Origin of the sequence: Nocardia sp. NBC_01009, assembly GCF_045208035.1 — a bacterium.
Taxonomy (GTDB): domain Bacteria; phylum Actinomycetota; class Actinomycetes; order Mycobacteriales; family Mycobacteriaceae; genus Nocardia.
Genome location: NZ_CP108695.1, coordinates 3,675,844 through 3,691,510, shown reverse-complemented (window position 1 = coordinate 3,691,510; position 15,667 = coordinate 3,675,844). Strand labels below are relative to the sequence as shown.

Annotated in this window: 14 protein-coding genes; 4 read left to right on the top strand and 10 right to left on the bottom strand. The window is 65.6% G+C overall.

Annotation, left to right across the window (positions count from 1 at the left end; translation table 11 throughout):
- Window positions 1–97 precede the first annotated feature (97 nt).
- From OHA42_RS16510 to OHA42_RS16500, 3 genes are all read right to left on the bottom strand, one after another.
- Entirely contained in the window at window positions 98–250 is a 153-nt protein-coding gene (locus OHA42_RS16510; RefSeq protein WP_378678767.1) for a toxin-antitoxin system HicB family antitoxin, read from the bottom strand.
- A gap of 9 nt (window positions 251–259) precedes the next feature.
- Entirely contained in the window at window positions 260–1,144 is an 885-nt protein-coding gene (locus tag OHA42_RS16505; protein WP_406238084.1) for an SPFH domain-containing protein, read from the bottom strand.
- Between the two features lie 63 nt (window positions 1,145–1,207).
- Entirely contained in the window at window positions 1,208–2,581 is a 1,374-nt protein-coding gene (locus OHA42_RS16500) for an FAD-binding oxidoreductase (protein ID WP_406238082.1), read from the bottom strand.
- A gap of 71 nt (window positions 2,582–2,652) precedes the next feature.
- Here OHA42_RS16500 and OHA42_RS16495 point away from each other — a divergent pair, with 71 nt between their 5' ends.
- A complete protein-coding gene (locus OHA42_RS16495) occupies window positions 2,653–3,555 on the top strand; it encodes a LysR family transcriptional regulator (protein WP_406238080.1) in 903 nt (300 codons plus the stop codon).
- Window positions 3,556–3,572: 17 nt separating this feature from the next.
- Here the strand turns inward: OHA42_RS16495 and OHA42_RS16490 are convergent, their stop codons facing one another.
- The 5 genes from OHA42_RS16490 to OHA42_RS16470 all read right to left on the bottom strand — a co-directional run bounded on the left by OHA42_RS16490 (window position 3,573) and on the right by OHA42_RS16470 (window position 10,161).
- Window positions 3,573–4,379, bottom strand: coding sequence for an amino acid ABC transporter ATP-binding protein (locus OHA42_RS16490; RefSeq protein WP_328411640.1), 807 nt, complete (start codon window positions 4,377–4,379; stop codon window positions 3,573–3,575).
- On the bottom strand, window positions 4,376–5,338 hold the full coding sequence (locus OHA42_RS16485) for an amino acid ABC transporter permease (RefSeq protein ID WP_406238077.1): 963 nt from the start codon (window positions 5,336–5,338) through the stop codon (window positions 4,376–4,378). Before OHA42_RS16485 ends, OHA42_RS16490 begins: the two co-directional genes overlap by 4 nt.
- A gap of 3 nt (window positions 5,339–5,341) precedes the next feature.
- A complete protein-coding gene (locus tag OHA42_RS16480; protein WP_406238075.1) occupies window positions 5,342–6,205 on the bottom strand; it encodes an ABC transporter substrate-binding protein in 864 nt (287 codons plus the stop codon).
- Between the two features lie 626 nt (window positions 6,206–6,831).
- Window positions 6,832–8,436 (bottom strand): carboxylesterase/lipase family protein, encoded by a 1,605-nt coding sequence (locus OHA42_RS16475; RefSeq protein WP_406238073.1) that lies wholly within the window; start codon window positions 8,434–8,436, stop codon window positions 6,832–6,834.
- A gap of 627 nt (window positions 8,437–9,063) precedes the next feature.
- The gene (locus OHA42_RS16470) at window positions 9,064–10,161 is read right to left on the bottom strand and encodes an isocitrate/isopropylmalate dehydrogenase family protein (RefSeq protein WP_406238071.1); all 1,098 of its coding nucleotides are present in this window, start codon (window positions 10,159–10,161) and stop codon (window positions 9,064–9,066) included.
- A 28-nt stretch (window positions 10,162–10,189) separates the two neighbouring features.
- On the opposite strand from OHA42_RS16470, the gene OHA42_RS16465 reads away from it, so the two are divergent.
- Both OHA42_RS16465 and trxA read left to right on the top strand, forming a co-directional pair.
- Window positions 10,190–10,762, top strand: coding sequence for a 2'-5' RNA ligase family protein (locus tag OHA42_RS16465; protein WP_406238069.1), 573 nt, complete (start codon window positions 10,190–10,192; stop codon window positions 10,760–10,762).
- Between the two features lie 50 nt (window positions 10,763–10,812).
- Window positions 10,813–11,196 (top strand): thioredoxin, encoded by a 384-nt coding sequence (trxA, locus tag OHA42_RS16460; RefSeq protein WP_406238067.1) that lies wholly within the window; start codon window positions 10,813–10,815, stop codon window positions 11,194–11,196.
- 90 nt (window positions 11,197–11,286) lie between these two features.
- Here trxA and OHA42_RS16455 read toward each other — a convergent pair whose 3' ends face one another.
- The gene (locus OHA42_RS16455; RefSeq protein WP_406238065.1) at window positions 11,287–11,721 is read right to left on the bottom strand and encodes an alpha-isopropylmalate synthase regulatory domain-containing protein; all 435 of its coding nucleotides are present in this window, start codon (window positions 11,719–11,721) and stop codon (window positions 11,287–11,289) included.
- A 408-nt stretch (window positions 11,722–12,129) separates the two neighbouring features.
- Here OHA42_RS16455 and OHA42_RS16450 point away from each other — a divergent pair, with 408 nt between their 5' ends.
- The gene (locus OHA42_RS16450; protein ID WP_406238063.1) at window positions 12,130–12,441 is read left to right on the top strand and encodes a DUF6191 domain-containing protein; all 312 of its coding nucleotides are present in this window, start codon (window positions 12,130–12,132) and stop codon (window positions 12,439–12,441) included.
- A 338-nt stretch (window positions 12,442–12,779) separates the two neighbouring features.
- Here the strand turns inward: OHA42_RS16450 and polA are convergent, their stop codons facing one another.
- Complete coding sequence (polA, locus tag OHA42_RS16445; protein ID WP_406239405.1) at window positions 12,780–15,524, bottom strand: DNA polymerase I; 2,745 nt, start codon at window positions 15,522–15,524, stop codon at window positions 12,780–12,782.
- Between the last annotated feature and the right edge of the window lie 143 nt (window positions 15,525–15,667).

Sequence of the window (15,667 nt, the reverse complement as noted above, 5' to 3'; positions counted from 1 at the left end):
AACGCAACAGCACGCCGAAAGGCCCCGTCACCAGAGGGTTCCAGCGTTTGTGCTGGTAACTCCGGGGACGGGACCACGTGGCCGGAACTCGCCGCGGTCACTTCGGCTTTCGGCCTGCCTGTTCCAACGCTCGCCGCAGGGCGTATTCGATCTGCGCATTGATGCTGCGCAGATCATCGGCCGCCCATTTGGCAATGGCGTCGTGCACTGCCGGGTCGAGGCGAAGTAAGAGCTTCTTCCGTTCAGCCATCGCCGCGGCTCAGGAGTAGATCGATCCGGTGTTGACCACGGGCTGGATGGCCCGGTCGCCACACAGGACGACCAAGAGGTTCGACACCATGGTGGCCTTTCGCTCCTCGTCGAGTTCGACCGTGCCCTGTTCGGCCAGCTTCTCCAGCGCAAGACCGACCATGCCGACAGCGCCCTCGACAATGTGGGTGCGCGCGGCAACCACTTGCGCGGCCTGCTGCCGGACGAGCATCGCCTGGGCGATCTCGGGGGCGTAGGCGAGGTGGGTGATCCGAGCCTCGAGCACCTCGATGCCCGCCATTTCGGTGCGCTCCCGCAGTTCGACGGTCAGTTCCCCGGCCACCTCGGCACCATCGCGCAGGCTGGTGCGATCGGCGTCGTGCGCGTCGTAGGGATGCGTGGTCGCCAGATGCCGGACCGCCGCCTCGGACTGAGTTTCCACGTACTCCTCGTAGTCGTCGACAGCGAAAGCGGCCTTGAAGCTGTCGACCACCCGATAGACAACGACCGCAGCGATCTCGACCGGGTTGCCGTCGGCGTCGTTGACCTTCAGCTTCTGCGTCTCGAAATTACGCACCCGCAACGAGATGCTGCGCCGATCGGTGAGCGGCACCACCGAGAAGAACCCGGGTTCGCTCACCGATCCGATGTAACGGCCGAAGAACTGCACCACCTTCGCCTCGTTCGGATTGACCACGGTCAGACCGGTTGCGAGCAGGAGCAGCACGACCACGATGACCGTCGCGACAATCGCCCCGGCCAGTGCGGGCACATTGCCGTTGCGCCCCGCGATCACGTAGCCGAGCACGGCACCGCCACCGAACAAGATCGTGAGCACCAGCCAACCCAACAGCACCGAAAAGCCGTTCAGGCGGAATGCGTCCCGAAACTTCATAACATCCTCCGAAGTATCAAAGTGATATCACAATGGTAGCAGAGGAAGCCGGGAACAACCGGTTCAGTGAGCTGGGGTGATGTTGCGGTTGAAGCGGAACATGTTGTGGGGGTCGCGGTTTGCCTTCAGGGTGGCGAGGCGGGTGTAGGTGTCGGGGGTGTAGCCCGTGCGGGTCTGGTCCTCGGTGGCGGCGGCGCCCGCACCGTAGAGGAAGTTGAGGTTGTGGCCGAGGGTCCAGGGTGACAATGCGGCGCGGACCGCCGCGTGGCCGGCGGGAGCTGTTGCGGCACTGCCCGGTTCGGGCAAGGTGATGACGCGGACGAGGTAGCCTGCGTCGCGATGGTCAACGGCGATTCCCGCGGGGCCGGGCCTGCGCAGCGCTCCGCTGAGGTGGCGAATGTCGACTACGGCCTGGATCGGTGCGCCAGGGCCGGTGACCGCAAGCAACGCCGACCGGGTTTCCGGAGTGAGGTCGGAGAGTAGGGCGTTGGTCGCCGCGTAGGCGTGCGGGTGGTCGGGGTCGCTGTGAATGGTGTGCGACTCGGTGTAGGGCATCGCGCGCAGGTCATCGCGCAAGCGGTCGCCGATCGCACGAAGCGGGGCGACCAGCTTCTCTCCCTCGTCGGCGGGTCCGTTGAAGGCGATCCGAAACGAGGCCACGTAGCGGCCGCGCAGCGGCTCGGGGACCTGCGGAATGTTCGGAAAGGTCAGCATGCTGACGGTCGAAGTCAGTTGCTCGGGGACCGTTTCGGTCCACTCCCGCCACACGTCGAGCGCCCGCTCGACCAACGCCGTGTCGAATACCAGCTGACCGCCGTACACGGTGCTCACTGGAACCAGCTCCACTTCCATGGCGGTCACTACGCCGAAGTTGCCGCCGCTGCCGAGCACCGCGCCGAACAGCTCGTCGCCGGGAATCAGGGTGCGCATCCGTCCGTCGGCGGTGACCAGCTCGATGACGCGCACATGATCGGCCGCGTAGCCGAATTCCCTTGCCAGCAGGCCGAGTCCGCCGCCGAGGGTGTAGCCGACAACGCCGACCGATGGCGACGAACCGTTCAGCGGCGCGAGACCGTGCCGCGCCGCCGCCTCGACCAGCGCACCCGCCCGGACCCCCGCCGCGACCCTCGCGGTTCCGGCGACGGGGTCGATGCGGATGTCGGTCATCCGCCGGGTGCTGACCAGCACGCCACCGTCGGCGGCGACCGACAGCCCGTGCCCGGTGGCCTGAACGGCCACTGGAAGGCTCTGGCGCGCCGCGTACTCCACTGCGCTGCGCACGTCCGCCGCGTGCACGGCCCCGACGATGAGCGCGGGCCGGTGCGAGTAGGCGGTCTGGAAGCCCGCGATCTCGTCCTCGTACCCGGCGTCGCCGGGGTAGAAGACGGGGCCGGCGAAGGTGTCGATATCGATGATCTGAGCTGCGGCGTTTCCCATGACTCACACGATGCCCGCGCCCGAATGAGAAGTACAACAGATAGTTCTGCTTGCTTCTAGAATCACTGATTATGGAACTGCGTCAGCTCCGCTACTTTGTCAGCGTCGTGGAGGAAGCCAACTTCACCCGTGCCGCGGCCCGCCTGCACCTGGCCCAGCCCGGGCTCAGCGCCCAGATCCGCCAGCTCGAACGCGAGCTGGGTCAGCAGCTGCTCGATCGCAGTGGCCGTTCGGTGACCACGACAGAGGTGGGTGCGGCAGTGCTGCCGCATGCACGAGCCGCACTCGCCGCGACCGAGCGGATAACGCAGACCGTGGACGAATTCACCGGTCTATTGCGTGGGCACGTGCGCGTCGGCTGCATCTCGGGCACTGCCACCGAGGACTTCGACATCTCCTCGGCATTGGCGGACTTCCACAACGATCACCCGCAGGTCGGTATCAGCCTGACCGAGAACACCTCCGAACAGATGCTGGCCGCGGTGCGACACGGCGAGCTGGACATCGCCCTCGTCGGATTGACCGGAGCGGACCTCGATGCCGATCTCGGTATCGACGTCGTGCTCGACACTCCGATCGTCGCGGCCGTCGCGCTCGACGGACCGGACCGGACACACATCCCGCTCGGTGAGCTCCGCGACCACCCACTGATCTGCCTGCCACGTGGCACCGGCATTCGTGGCGTCTTCGACCGCGCCTGCGCCACAGCGGGTTTCGAGCCGGATGTGGCGTTCGAAGCGGCCGCGCCGCCACTGCTGCTCCGCCTGGCCGCCCGCGGCCTCGGCATCGCGGTGGTACCCGCGCTGAACCCCGAGGAAGCCGCGGCGTTCGGGGTGCGGGTACTACCGATCAGCGAGCCGCAGCTGCACGGCAAGCTCGCACTGGCCTGGCGGCGCGACCGGCCCGGTAGTCCTGCCGTCAAAGTCCTGCTCGGTCAGCTCCGAATCAGTCTGGCGCGCACCAGGACTCCGTAGCCGGTGCACGGGCGGCGCTACAGCAGTCGCGACAGGAACGCTTTGGTGCGGGCTTCTTGCGGGTTGGCCAACACCTCACGCGGCCTGCCTGCTTCGACGACCACGCCGGCGTCCATGAACACCAATTGATCGGCAACCTCACGCGCGAAACCCATTTCGTGCGTGACGACCACCATCGTCATGCCCGATGCCGCCAGCTCGCGCATGACGCCGAGCACCTCGCCGACCAGCTCCGGGTCCAAGGCCGAGGTCGGCTCGTCGAACAGCATGAGCTTCGGATCCATGGCAAGCGCCCTGGCGATCGCGACGCGCTGCTGCTGACCGCCCGACAGTTGTGCAGGATAGGCATTTGCCTTGTCCGCCATGCCGACTCGCTCGAGCAGCTCGTGTGCGCGAGCCACCGCAACGGATTTGCGCACCTTCTTCACCTGAGTCGGCGCCTCGATGATGTTCTCCAGCGCCGTCCGATGCGGGAACAGATTGAAATGCTGGAACACCATGCCGATATCGCGGCGCTGCTTGGCCGCATCGCGCGGATGCAGCTCGTAGAGCTTGTCACCCTTCTCGCGGTAGCCGACCAGGTCGCCGTCCACATAGAGTCGTCCAGCGTTCACCCGCTCGAGGTGATTGATGCAGCGCAGGAAGGTCGACTTTCCCGAACCCGATGGGCCGATCAGGCACAGCACCTCGCCGCGCGCGACCTCCAGCGAAATCCCCTTGAGCACCTGTAGCGCGCCGAAGCTCTTGCACACCTGGTCCGCGACGATCATCGGCGGCCGGTCGGCCTTTTCGACGGCGGAGTCCTTGTCGACGTCGACGGTCATTTCGCCTTCACAATCTGTTGCGCATCGGCCAACTCCTGCAACTGCTTCGCAGTCAACTGCCGCGAGACACCACGCGAGTAGTAGCGCTCCAGGTAGAACTGGCCGACCATCAGCACGCTGGTGATCGCGAGATACCAGGTGGCAGTGACCAGCAGCAGCGGAATCGGCTGAAAGTTCACACCGTAGATATCACGCGCCCTGCCGAAGAGGTCGGTGGTCAGCGGTAGCGCGGTCACCAGCGACGTGGTCTTGAGCATGCCGATCAGCTCGTTGCCGGTCGGCGGGATGATCACCCGCATCGACTGCGGCAACACCGTCCTACGCATCGTCTGCGACCAGGACATGCCGAGCGCGGTGGACGCCTCACGCTGCCCCTCGCCGACGGAATTGATTCCGGCACGGACGATTTCGGCCATGTACGCGGCCTCGTTGAGGCCGAGTCCGATCACGGCGAAGGTAAATGCCGCCTGCAGATCCTGCACGTCCAGCTGCAGCAGCTGCGGCCCGAACGGGATGCCGAGGGCAATCTGTTTGTACAGGGACGGGAACAGGCCCCAGAACACCAATTGCACGAAGACCGGTGTGCCACGGAAGATCCAGAGATACACCCATGCCGTCGCCCGCAGCACCGGGTTGGGCGAAAGGCGCATCACGGCGAGCACCGTGCCCAGCGAGACGGCAAGAGCCATCGCGAGGATGGTCAGCTCCAGTGTGACCACCGCGCCGGAGACGATCCGGCTGTCGAACAAGTACTTTCCGTAGGTGTCCCACCGGTACGCGGGATTGGTCTTGGCGCCGTACACGAACAGGCCGACCAGAATCAGAATGATCGCCGCGGCGATCCATCGACCCGGACGGCGCAGTGGCACCGCCTTGATCGGATCGGGCTGGGACGAAGCGGCCTGCCCACCGGCCCCGGCGTTGTCGTCGGGCGCCGACGGGGTGTTCTGTGCGGTCATCGATCAGCTCTCTGCGCCGTTGATGACCGACTTGGTGATCGCGCCTTCCTGTACGCCCCAGTTCTTGGTGATCTCGAGGTACTTGCCGTTGTCGATCAGGTGCTGCACCGCGGCCTGCAGTGCCTTGCCGAGCGCCGAACCCTTCGGGATCGCCCAGCCGTAGGGCGCAGAGTCGAAGACCGGACCGGCGGGCTCGATCTTGCCGTCGCTCTTCTTGATGCCGTAGGCGGTCACCGGGGAGTCCGCCGACATGGCGTCGACCTGGCCGAGCACCAGAGCCGTCGTGGCCGCACTCTGCTCATCGAAGGACTTCTTCTCGATGGCGGGCTTGCCCTCGGCGACGCACTTCTCACTGCGCTTGGGGATCTCGTCGGTGTCCTGAACCGTGGTGGCCTGGACCGCGACCTTCTTACCGCAGGCGTTGTCCGGGTCGACCGGCTTACCGGTCTGCTGCGCCCACTGGCTGCCGGCCTTGAAGTAGGTGGTGAAGTCGACGCTCTGCTCGCGTTCCTTCGAGTCGGTGATCGAAGACATGCCGACGTCGTAGGTACCCGCCTGAATGGAGGGGATGATCTTCTCGAAGGACGACTCGAGGTACTCGGCCTTCACGCCGAGCGTGGCGGCGACCGCGTCCATCAGGTCGACGTCGAAGCCGACGATTTTGCCGCTCGGGTCCTTGTACTCGTTGGGCTGATACGGAATGTTCACGCCGACGACGAGCTTGCCGGACTGCTTGATCTTGTCGGGAAGTTGCGCGGCGATCGAGTCGACTTTGTCGACACCGGCCACCTTCGCCACCTCGGGGCTGCTGTCCTCCGAATTACTACAGCTGGATAGCACCAACACGCCGCCAGTGACGACGCACATCGCCTGCAGGGCGCGCCTGCCAAAAACCGATCGAACAGACACAGCAGCCCTCCACATTTCGGATTCACTAAACCCGGGTGTCACCACCCGTTTGGCAATCTAAGCGACCGGGACGCTTCGTGCTGGACAGTAATGAAAGAACGACACGAAGTCGTTGCGAACTCACCACTGCCCAGGGCGCCGGCACGCCGCCGAGACACCCTACCCCCTCACAGCCTGACCAGCAGCTTTGAGGGGCGGCGATCGCCGTGTCCTCTGACACACCCCGGTCGCTGCTACCGTCCGGCTTCGCGACACTGTCGGCCACCCGTGCGTCGATGGCCGACCCGCAACGACTACCACTCAGCGGCGACCAGAGCCCGGAACCGGCTGGGAACGTCCGGCGATGCCGCGTGTCCGCGCGGACGGCGGGCGAGACACACCGCGGCTCGACGCATCCTGCAATGCCATTACCGCGCGTGGTCTCTTGTGGCCGCGGTCGGTGGCGCGGAACTGTGTCCAACCCTCGAGCACACTTCGGGCGGGACGTAGCGATGCCGCACGTGGTTGAGCCGTTCGCTCGACAGACTCCCGTCCGGCGGACGGATGCCGGTCGGCGGCGGGTTTCGGTTCGATGGACAGGGGATTCATTGAGGGCGTTCGGACCAGAATTCGCAGTGGTGCTCGGCGGCGAAATCGTGGGACATCGTGCTGCCGGTTGCCCGCATGGTCAGTACCGGCCCGTCGAAGCTTTGCTCGGTCGGTTCGGGCCAGGCCGACCATGGGGGTGAGCCGGGTCCGTTCGGGTTGCCGGTGTGGGCGAAGGTGGTCCACCATCGCTGCATTTGTCGGGCGAAGGCACCGGACGGTCCGGTCCATGGGATCGGCAGGCTCATCAGGCTGGTGAACAGGTAGGGCAGTTCACCGGCGTGGAAGGCGCCGGGCAGCAGGGGGTTGGCATCGCCGAATGGGGCTTCGTCGAATTCGTACTGCCACACCGGATGTCCGGTATCGCGGGCGACGCGGCTGACGAACAGTGCGGGGCAGGCGAACACGCCGTCGGTGATGACTGCGGATTGGGCGGCCGCGGGTGAGGGATACCGGTCGACTGGGTATTGGGCAAGTACTCGGTCGGCATAGGTGCCGAATGATCGGCGGACGTAGCGCTCGTAGCTTGCGGCATCCGGGATGCGGCCGTGGGCAAAGTCCGAGTCGACGATGAACAGTGCGCCTTCGTTGCTGTTGTTTCCGACGATGAGGGGTATCTTCCGGTCAGCTGCTCGTGCGAGTGCGGTGTCGAGTGTTCCGGTGACGACGACGCCGTCGATGCTGGGTATCCAGGTCGGTAGTCCGTCGAATTGGGCGATCGGTGATTCCAGGAGCTTCGCGGCGGGTAGTGCGCGCAGGCATGCCAATTGTGTTGCGGGATCGCCGCATCCGACGCTTTCGGCGTATTGCTGTGACCGTGTGAAGGAGTCGTCGCGGTTGCGGGGCATCAAGGATGATCGGACGCAGGATCCGCTTTGGATGATGGCCTTGTTGTAGAGGCCGTCGGAAGCGGGTGCGGCGAAGTGTGTGCAGATACTGCCGGCGCCGGCCGATTCACCGAAGATCGTCACGTTGGATGGATCGCCACCGAAGGCGTGGGCGTTGTCGTGCACCCAGCGTAGGGCGGCTTGTTGATCCTGAATGCCGGCTGTTCCCGTGGCGCCACCGGACTCGGCAGCCAACTCTGGTAGCGACATGAATCCGAACGGTCCGAGGCGGTAGTTGGGGATGGCCACGATGACGTTGCCTTCGGCGACCATCCGGGTGGGCGCGTCGTATTGGCTGTTGGAGCCGTCGGTGTAGCCGCCGCCGTGGAAGAACACCATGACCGGCAAGTTTCTGTCGCGGGTGCCGTCGGGCACGTAAAGGTCGATAGTCAGGCAGTCCTCGCTGGTGGGGCCTGTCGGTAACGGGTCGGGCAGGAGTCCGGTCTGCGAACACTGCGGTCCGTGACCGTGAGCCTGCCGGATGCCGGGCCACGGCGGTGCGGGCCGTGGCGGGCTGAATCGCGCTTCGCCGCCGGTGGGTGCGGCGAAAGGGATTCCCAGGTATTTGGTGATTCCGTCGGCGGCGAAGCCGGAGATCTCGCCGCCGGTCACGACTACATCGGGTGGGGTCGCCGCGACGGGCGCCGGAGCACCCGCGAACGCGAGGCCGGTTCCCGCCATCATGCAGATCGCGGATCGCATGATCAAGTGAATCATTGCTGCCCAATCTCTTCGATGTTGTCGCTGCGGTCGGCGGCGATGGAGCTTGCGACGGCGTCGGGACGCCGCGGTAACTGGCGTTGATCGGCTGGATGTAGAGCTGCACTCTGGTGTCGGGATCAGCCGGACTCGAAATACTGCGAAACTGCGGCGCTCAAAGCTTCAGCCGCCTGACCACTGCACACCCACGGGACTCCCCCACTCTTGATCGACTCGTGGGTCGAGTGGTTCAGGCCGAGTGTGCGGTCTGGTTGATTATTTCAAACTCGACCGGAGTGAGTTTGCCGAGTCGTTTCCGACGGCGTTTCGGTGGCACGATCCGGCTGGAGTTGTCGCTTCGGATGCCGCTGCACTCGGATCGACTCGAAGACTTGTTAGTTCTCTGGTACGCGACTGCCGTCGGCGATGACCTTGGCGCAACGGACCGCGAGAGGAGAACACCACCTGGTCGAGCACATCGCACAACGCAGCGGCCCCGAGGCCACCGAGGCGGCAACGCAAGGCGACTGCGTACGGTGACCCTTCAACTCATGAACTCGCTGACATTGCGAATCGCCGCGATTCGCGGGTCGGTAACGGAAGATCAATCCGATCCGTGCTGAACACCCGAGCGCAACACGCTGATCACCGGCGGTGGACCCTGGCGCAAACCTGCTCGGTGAATTCACTCGTCGACGCGAGACCACCCAGGTCAGCGGTCGCAATACCGGCCTCGAAAGTAGCCGCAACCGCGCGCTCGATGCGCTCCCCCGCGTTGCGCAACATCCGATCGGCGTTGCGAGTCCCCAACCAGTTCAACAACATCGCCGCCGACAGCTGCAGCGCCGCCGGATTCGCGCGATTGCGTCCCGCCAACGTCGGAGCGGCGCCGTGCACCGCCTGCGCCATCGCACGAGACTGCGAGCAGTTCAGCGAAGCTGCCATGCCGAGTGATCCACTCAACTCTCCCGCCAGATCGGAGAGGATGTCGCCGAAAAGGTTCTCGGTGACGAGCACATCGAAATCGCGGGGCGCGCGGACCAGATGGGCTGCGGTCGCGTCGACATGCTCGTCGATGACCTCGACACTCGGATAATCGAGGGCGACCTCATAGCAGACATCTCGGAACAGACCCATCGTCATCGGCAGCACATTGGCCTTGTGCACGATGGTCACCCGCTGACGACGCGTCGCGGCCAGCCGGAACGCCTCTTGGGCGATCAGCTCACAAGCGCGGCGGGTGACGACGCCGACGGCCATCGCGACATCGGGTGTCGGCCGGAACTCCCCCGACCCGGCGAACATATTGCGGTCGGCATAGAAGCCCTCGCTGTTTTCCCTGACAATCACCAGGTCGATGAACGGCGCGGCCGCACGCACACCCGTGAATGCCCGCGCAGGCCGGATATTGGCGTACAGCCCGAACCGCTTGCGAATGGCGCCGCCGGGCGCGACCGCCGCACGATGCACCCCCGGGTAGGACGCATTGTCGTGCGGTCCGAGGATCCACGCGTCGAGTCCCGCCAAACCGGTCAAGGTCGCCTCGGGCAGCGGCTCTCCGAACTCTTCGATCGCGCGGTGACCCATCAGCAACGGAACCCACTCCACCGGATTCGCACCGGCGGCAGCCATGGCCTCGTCGACCACTGCCCGCGTTGCCCGCACGACCTCGGGGCCGATCCCGTCGCCGTCGATCAGGCCGAGGCGGAGTGTAGAACTGTCGCGTTGCGTCGCATCGTTCACCAGGTCATCCTCCCGCCGCTGGTCGGCTGTGACCGAATCGCCCCACGGACACGCCGGAGGGCGCTACTTTCTGGGGACCATGGTGCAGTCGGTCGAATTACTGTTGGACGACGCGGCCGATGCGGAGATCCGGCGGCAGTGGCAGTTGCTCGCGGACGCGGGCATTCCCAGTGTCGCGGCGAAGACCGCCGAGACCACGCGCCCGCACATCACCGTAGCGGTCGCCAGGCAGCTGTGGCCGCGCATCGATCACGTCCTCGAGCAGCAGAGTTTCCGGCCCTTCCCGGTGCGCCTCGGTGGTTTGCTGGTGTTCGGCGCGCGCCATCCGATCCTGGTCAGGGCGGTCGTTCCGTCCGAGCAACTGCTCGCATTGCAACGACGGATCTTCAGCATCGTGGCGCAGTGTCCCGGCGTTCCGTCGAACCTGCACCCGGACGAGTGGACGCCGCACGTGACGCTGGCACGCCGCGTATCCCATCAGCAACTCGGCGAGGCCGTGCACGCTGTCGCAAGAGACCGTGATTTCCCGGCGACCATCGTGGGTATCCGGCGTTGGGACGGTGACCAACGGCGCGAGTGGCCGGTGGCCCGTGGAAGATAAAGAGAACGCCGGACGTTACAGCTGGCAATAAAACGACACGAGAGGACGTCATGGCCACCCAGACGCTGACCCAGCAGAACTTCGACGAGGTAGTCACCGGAAGCGACGTGGTACTCGTCGACTTCTGGGCAGAGTGGTGCGGCCCGTGCAAGAGCTTCGCGCCGACCTTCGAGGCCTCTTCGACCAAGCACCCCGACGTCGTCCACGGAAAGGTCGACACCGAGGCGGAGCAGGGCCTGGCCGCCGCGGCGAACATCCGATCCATCCCGACCATCATGGCGTTCCGCGAGGGCGTATTGGTGTTCGCACAGCCCGGCGCGCTCCCGCCCGCCGCACTGGAGGATCTCGTCACCCAGGTGAAGGCCCTGGACATGGACGAGGTTCGCCAGCAGCTGGCCGAGCAGTCGGAGCAGTCGGAGCAGACCGCAAAGTAACGCACACACACCCCGAGGCGGACCGTTCACCTTCGAGTGGTGAACGGTCCGTTGCGATTTCGGGGCTTGCGAGCCGCTGGGTCTACCCGGTCAACGAACATTTCGGTTGACGCAGGCGATCATCGCGCGAATCGTCGACTCGGCGCCGTCGTCGGCCATGGCCGCACCCCAGCCGCGCCTGCCATTCACCTCGCACTGGACGAAGGTGGCGGTGCCTGCCTCGGTGCGGCGCTGGTGGAACTGCAGGATCTCGACCGGATAGCCCGCGTCGTAAAGTGCGGAGGTCATCGCCGCCACCGGACTGCCGGTGGTGCTGAATGTCCGCAGCTGGTCGGCGAACCCCAGCGTCGCGACGCACTCCGCGCTCCCGTTAGCGGCGAGCGACCAGTCGCTGAGCCGAATGTGTCCGGTGTGTTCGCAGTAGCGGTCGTAGAACTGCGCAGGCGTCAGGGCGCCGCATTCGGCCCGCAGGCCCTTGGGTGCGGCGGCGATAAATGTGCGTGTGTCGAGAGTAAGGATCGTCATTGCAATTCAGGTCTTCCCGAAGAGAATCGGCAGAGGGGACCAGCACTAACAATCAACAGCCCGCAGCGAGGGGACCGGTCCGAATCAGACCCCGCTACGGCGGGTTACTACGAGGAGAAGTCGCCGGGCAGCCACCATCGCGGTAAGCGGAATTAGCGCTGCGCTGTCGCGGTCTGCGACATTCAGCACGGCGCTGTGGTGGTCGGCGGGATTCGGCACGCGATACACGATAGGGGCATCTCGACGCAATCGCAACCTTATTAGCACCCTCGGTGCGCCTACTCGTGAGTATCATTTGCGCAGCTCACGGGATATGTGGCCGGACGGAGGCCGCAGCGCCGTGGCAGCCGATTTCACGGCGTCCAGATATCGCGGCGCAATGGTGTGTGCGCGGGTACCTTCGACCGCATGGGCCTGCTTGTTGCCATGACAATTCCCGGACTGGCGATACTGCTGATGGTGCTCGCCGCGGCCGAGGTGCTGTGGAGCCGCTTGACCGGCAGTCGCATCCTCCCATGGTTCGAGGACCGCGCGGGCCGCCCGGTCGCGGCCGCCGGTTTCGAAGAAGTCGCCGCCGTTTTCCAGGGCTCCAAGCGCCACGAGTTCGAGCAGCGCCAGACCGTGCTGATGCACAAAGAAGACAAGTCCGATGGCGCACCGCCGCGCGACGAGATCGATCTGTCAGCGGGCTCGGCGCGACTGGTGCGCCACCGGGAATAGCACCCGGCGCGCTCGAGTCCGACGTCGGAGATTCCCGGCAGATCTGTGAGCAGAGCGGTCGCCACCCCGGAGACCATCGTGCTCGCGAATCGACTCCGCCGTTGATGGATTTCGATAATCGTGTCGCCTCCACCGGCTGGAAGCCGACGGTTTCCCTCGCGTGGCGGCGACACAGTACGAGCTGCTCGCCTACGAGCGCTGAAAAGCTGGGCAGCACAAGTGGTTTCCGCTGCCCAGCCCCATAGCCGCCGTCGTGGTCACCACGTCACGCAGCTTTTGCGGCCGAACGCACCGAGGGGGCGGTTCGGCCACCGCATGTTCAACGGCGGCCTCCGCTCTCAGTGTGCTGCGGCATCCCAGCTGCGACCGGTGCCGACCGAGACATCCAGCGGCACCGACAGTGCGATGGCCGAGGACATCTGGTCACGGGCCAGCGTTTCCAGTGTCTCCCGCTCGCCGTCGGCGACCTCGAACACCAGCTCGTCGTGAATCTGCAGCAGCATCCTCGACCGCAGTCCCGCGGCCGCGATCGCCTTGTTCACGTTGATCATCGCGACCTTGATGATGTCGGCGGCGGTGCCCTGGATAGGAGCGTTCAACGCCATGCGTTCGGCGGCCTCACGGCGCTGACGGTTACTGGAGTCCAGGTCGGGCAAGTAGCGGCGGCGACCGAAGAGGGTCTCGGTGTAGCCGACCTTGCGGGCCTGCTCGACGACCTCGTAGAGATAGTCACGGATGCCGCCGAACCGGTCGAAATAGACATCCATCTGTTCCTTCGCCTCTTGCGTGCTGATCTTCAGCTGCGCGGAGAGACCGTAGGAGCTCAGACCGTAGGCGAGGCCGTAGGACATCGCCTTGATGCGGCGGCGCATCTCGGGATTCACCTCCGACAGCGGGATGTCGAAGGCCTTGGACGCGACGAAGGTGTGCAGATCCTCACCGGAGTTGAAGGCCTCGATCAGGCCCTCGTCGGCGGAAAGGTGCGCCATGATGCGCATCTCGATCTGGCTGTAGTCGGCGGTCATCAGCTCGGCGAAGCCGGAACCGACGACGAAGGTGTCGCGGATCTGGCGGCCGGTGTCGGTGCGGATCGGGATGTTCTGCAGGTTCGGCTCGGTCGAGGAGAGCCTGCCGGTCGCGGCGATGGTCTGGTTGAACGTGGTGTGGATGCGACCGTCGTCGGCGACGGACTTGAGCAGGCCGTCCACCGTGACCTTCAGGCGGGTGGCGTCGCGGTGCTCGAGCAGATGCTGCAAGAACGGGTGCTCGGTCTTCTCGAACAGCGATTCCAGCGCGTCCGCGTCGGTGGTGTAACCGGTCTTGGTGCGCTTGGTCTTGGGCATGTCGAGCTCGTCGAACAGCACCACCTGCAGCTGCTTCGGCGAGCCCAGGTTGATCTGCTTTCCGATCACCTCGTAGGCCGCGTTGGCCGCTTCGTTCACCTTGTCGGCGAACTGGCGCTGCAGCGTCTCCAACTGGTCGACGTCGACGGCGATGCCCGCGTCCTCCAGGGTGGCGAGCACGCCGAGCAGCGGCAGCTCCATATCCTCGAGCAGCGGAACGGATTCGATCTGCTGGAGTTCGGTGTCCAGCGCCGCAGCGAGGTCGACGACGGCCCTGGCGCGCAGCATTTCGGTCTGTGCGACCTCCGCGTCGACGGTGTCCTCGTCGTCGAGCAGCGACAGCTGCGGCGTCTCGTCGGTTTCGGCGCGCAGCTCGCGGCGCAGGTACCGCAGCGACAGGTCGTCGAGGTTGAAGCTGCGCTGGCCGGGGCGTACCAGATAGGCGGCCAGTGCGGTATCGCTGGTCAGCCCGGCCAGGGTCCAGCCGCGGCCGCGCAGCGCGTGCATCGCGGACTTGGCCTCGTGCAGCGCTTTGGGCACGGCCGGGTCGGCCAGCCACACGCCGAGCGCGGCGTCGTCCTCGGGGGTCAGTACCGTGACGTCGATGTAGCCGCTCTCGCCGTCGCCCCCCGCGATCGCGAGCGCGCGCACGTCCCCGTTGCCGGGAGTACCCGATCCGACCACCGAAACACCGTGCCGGACACCAGCTTTCGCATGCTCGGCGAGCCAGGCCGCGACCGCGCCCACTTCCAGTGCACCACCGCTGATCTCGAAGCCCGCCTCGGCTTCCGGCTCCGGCGGCGCCAGCGTCTCGAACAGCCGGTCGCGCAGCACCCGGAATTCCAGATCGTCGAACAACTGGTGGATCTTGTTGCGATCCCACGGCTGCTGAGCCAGCTGATCGGGGGTGTAGGGCAGCGACACATCGCGCACCATCTCGGTGAGCTGCCGGTTGAGTACCACGCTGCTCAGATTGGCCCGCAGCGCATCGCCGACCTTGCCCTTCACCTCGTCGACCTTGTCGACGAGGGTGGCGAGGTCACCGTATTCGCGAATCCACTTGGCGGCGGTCTTCTCCCCCACACCCGGAATGCCGGGCAGGTTGTCGCTCGGGTCGCCGCGCAGGGCCGCGTAATCCGGATACTGGGCCGGCGTGAGCTGATACTTGGCCATCACCTCATCCGGAGTGAACCTGGTCAGATCGGACACGCCCTTGCGCGGGTAGAGCACCGTGACGTTGTCGTCGACCAGCTGAATCGAGTCGCGGTCACCGGAGACGATCAGCACACGGAAGCCCTCGGCGACCGCCTGGGTGGTGAGCGTGGCGATCAGGTCATCGGCCTCGAAACCGTCGATCGCCATCACCGGAATGCCCATCGCGCCGAGCACGTCCTTGGTCAGCTCGACCTGCCCGCGGAACTCGTCGGGCGTGGCACTGCGATTGGCCTTGTACTCCGGATACGCCTCGGTGCGGAATGTCTTGCGTGACACGTCGAAGGCCGCGGCGATATGGGTCGGCTTCTCGTCGCGGAGCAGGTTGATGAGCATCGCGGTGAAGCCGTACACCGCGTTCGTGGTCTGCCCGGTGACCGTCTTGAAGTTCTCGGCGGGCAGCGCGAAGAACGCGCGATAGGCGATCGAATGCCCATCCAGCAACAACAGAGTCGGCTGCGGACCGGCCGCATCGGAGCCGGCTGCAGAGACGGAGCTCGAACGCTGATCAGTGGTCGCTGGGGTCACGGTGAAGAGTCTAGGGAGGCCCACCGACATCTCACAGCGGCGGCTCCCACGCGCCGCGAGGCATCGAGTGTTACGTCCGATTTCCGCACGAAGGACTGTCGTTGTAAGCGCGGCAGGTGATCCAGCTCGCCATGCCCGTCCGT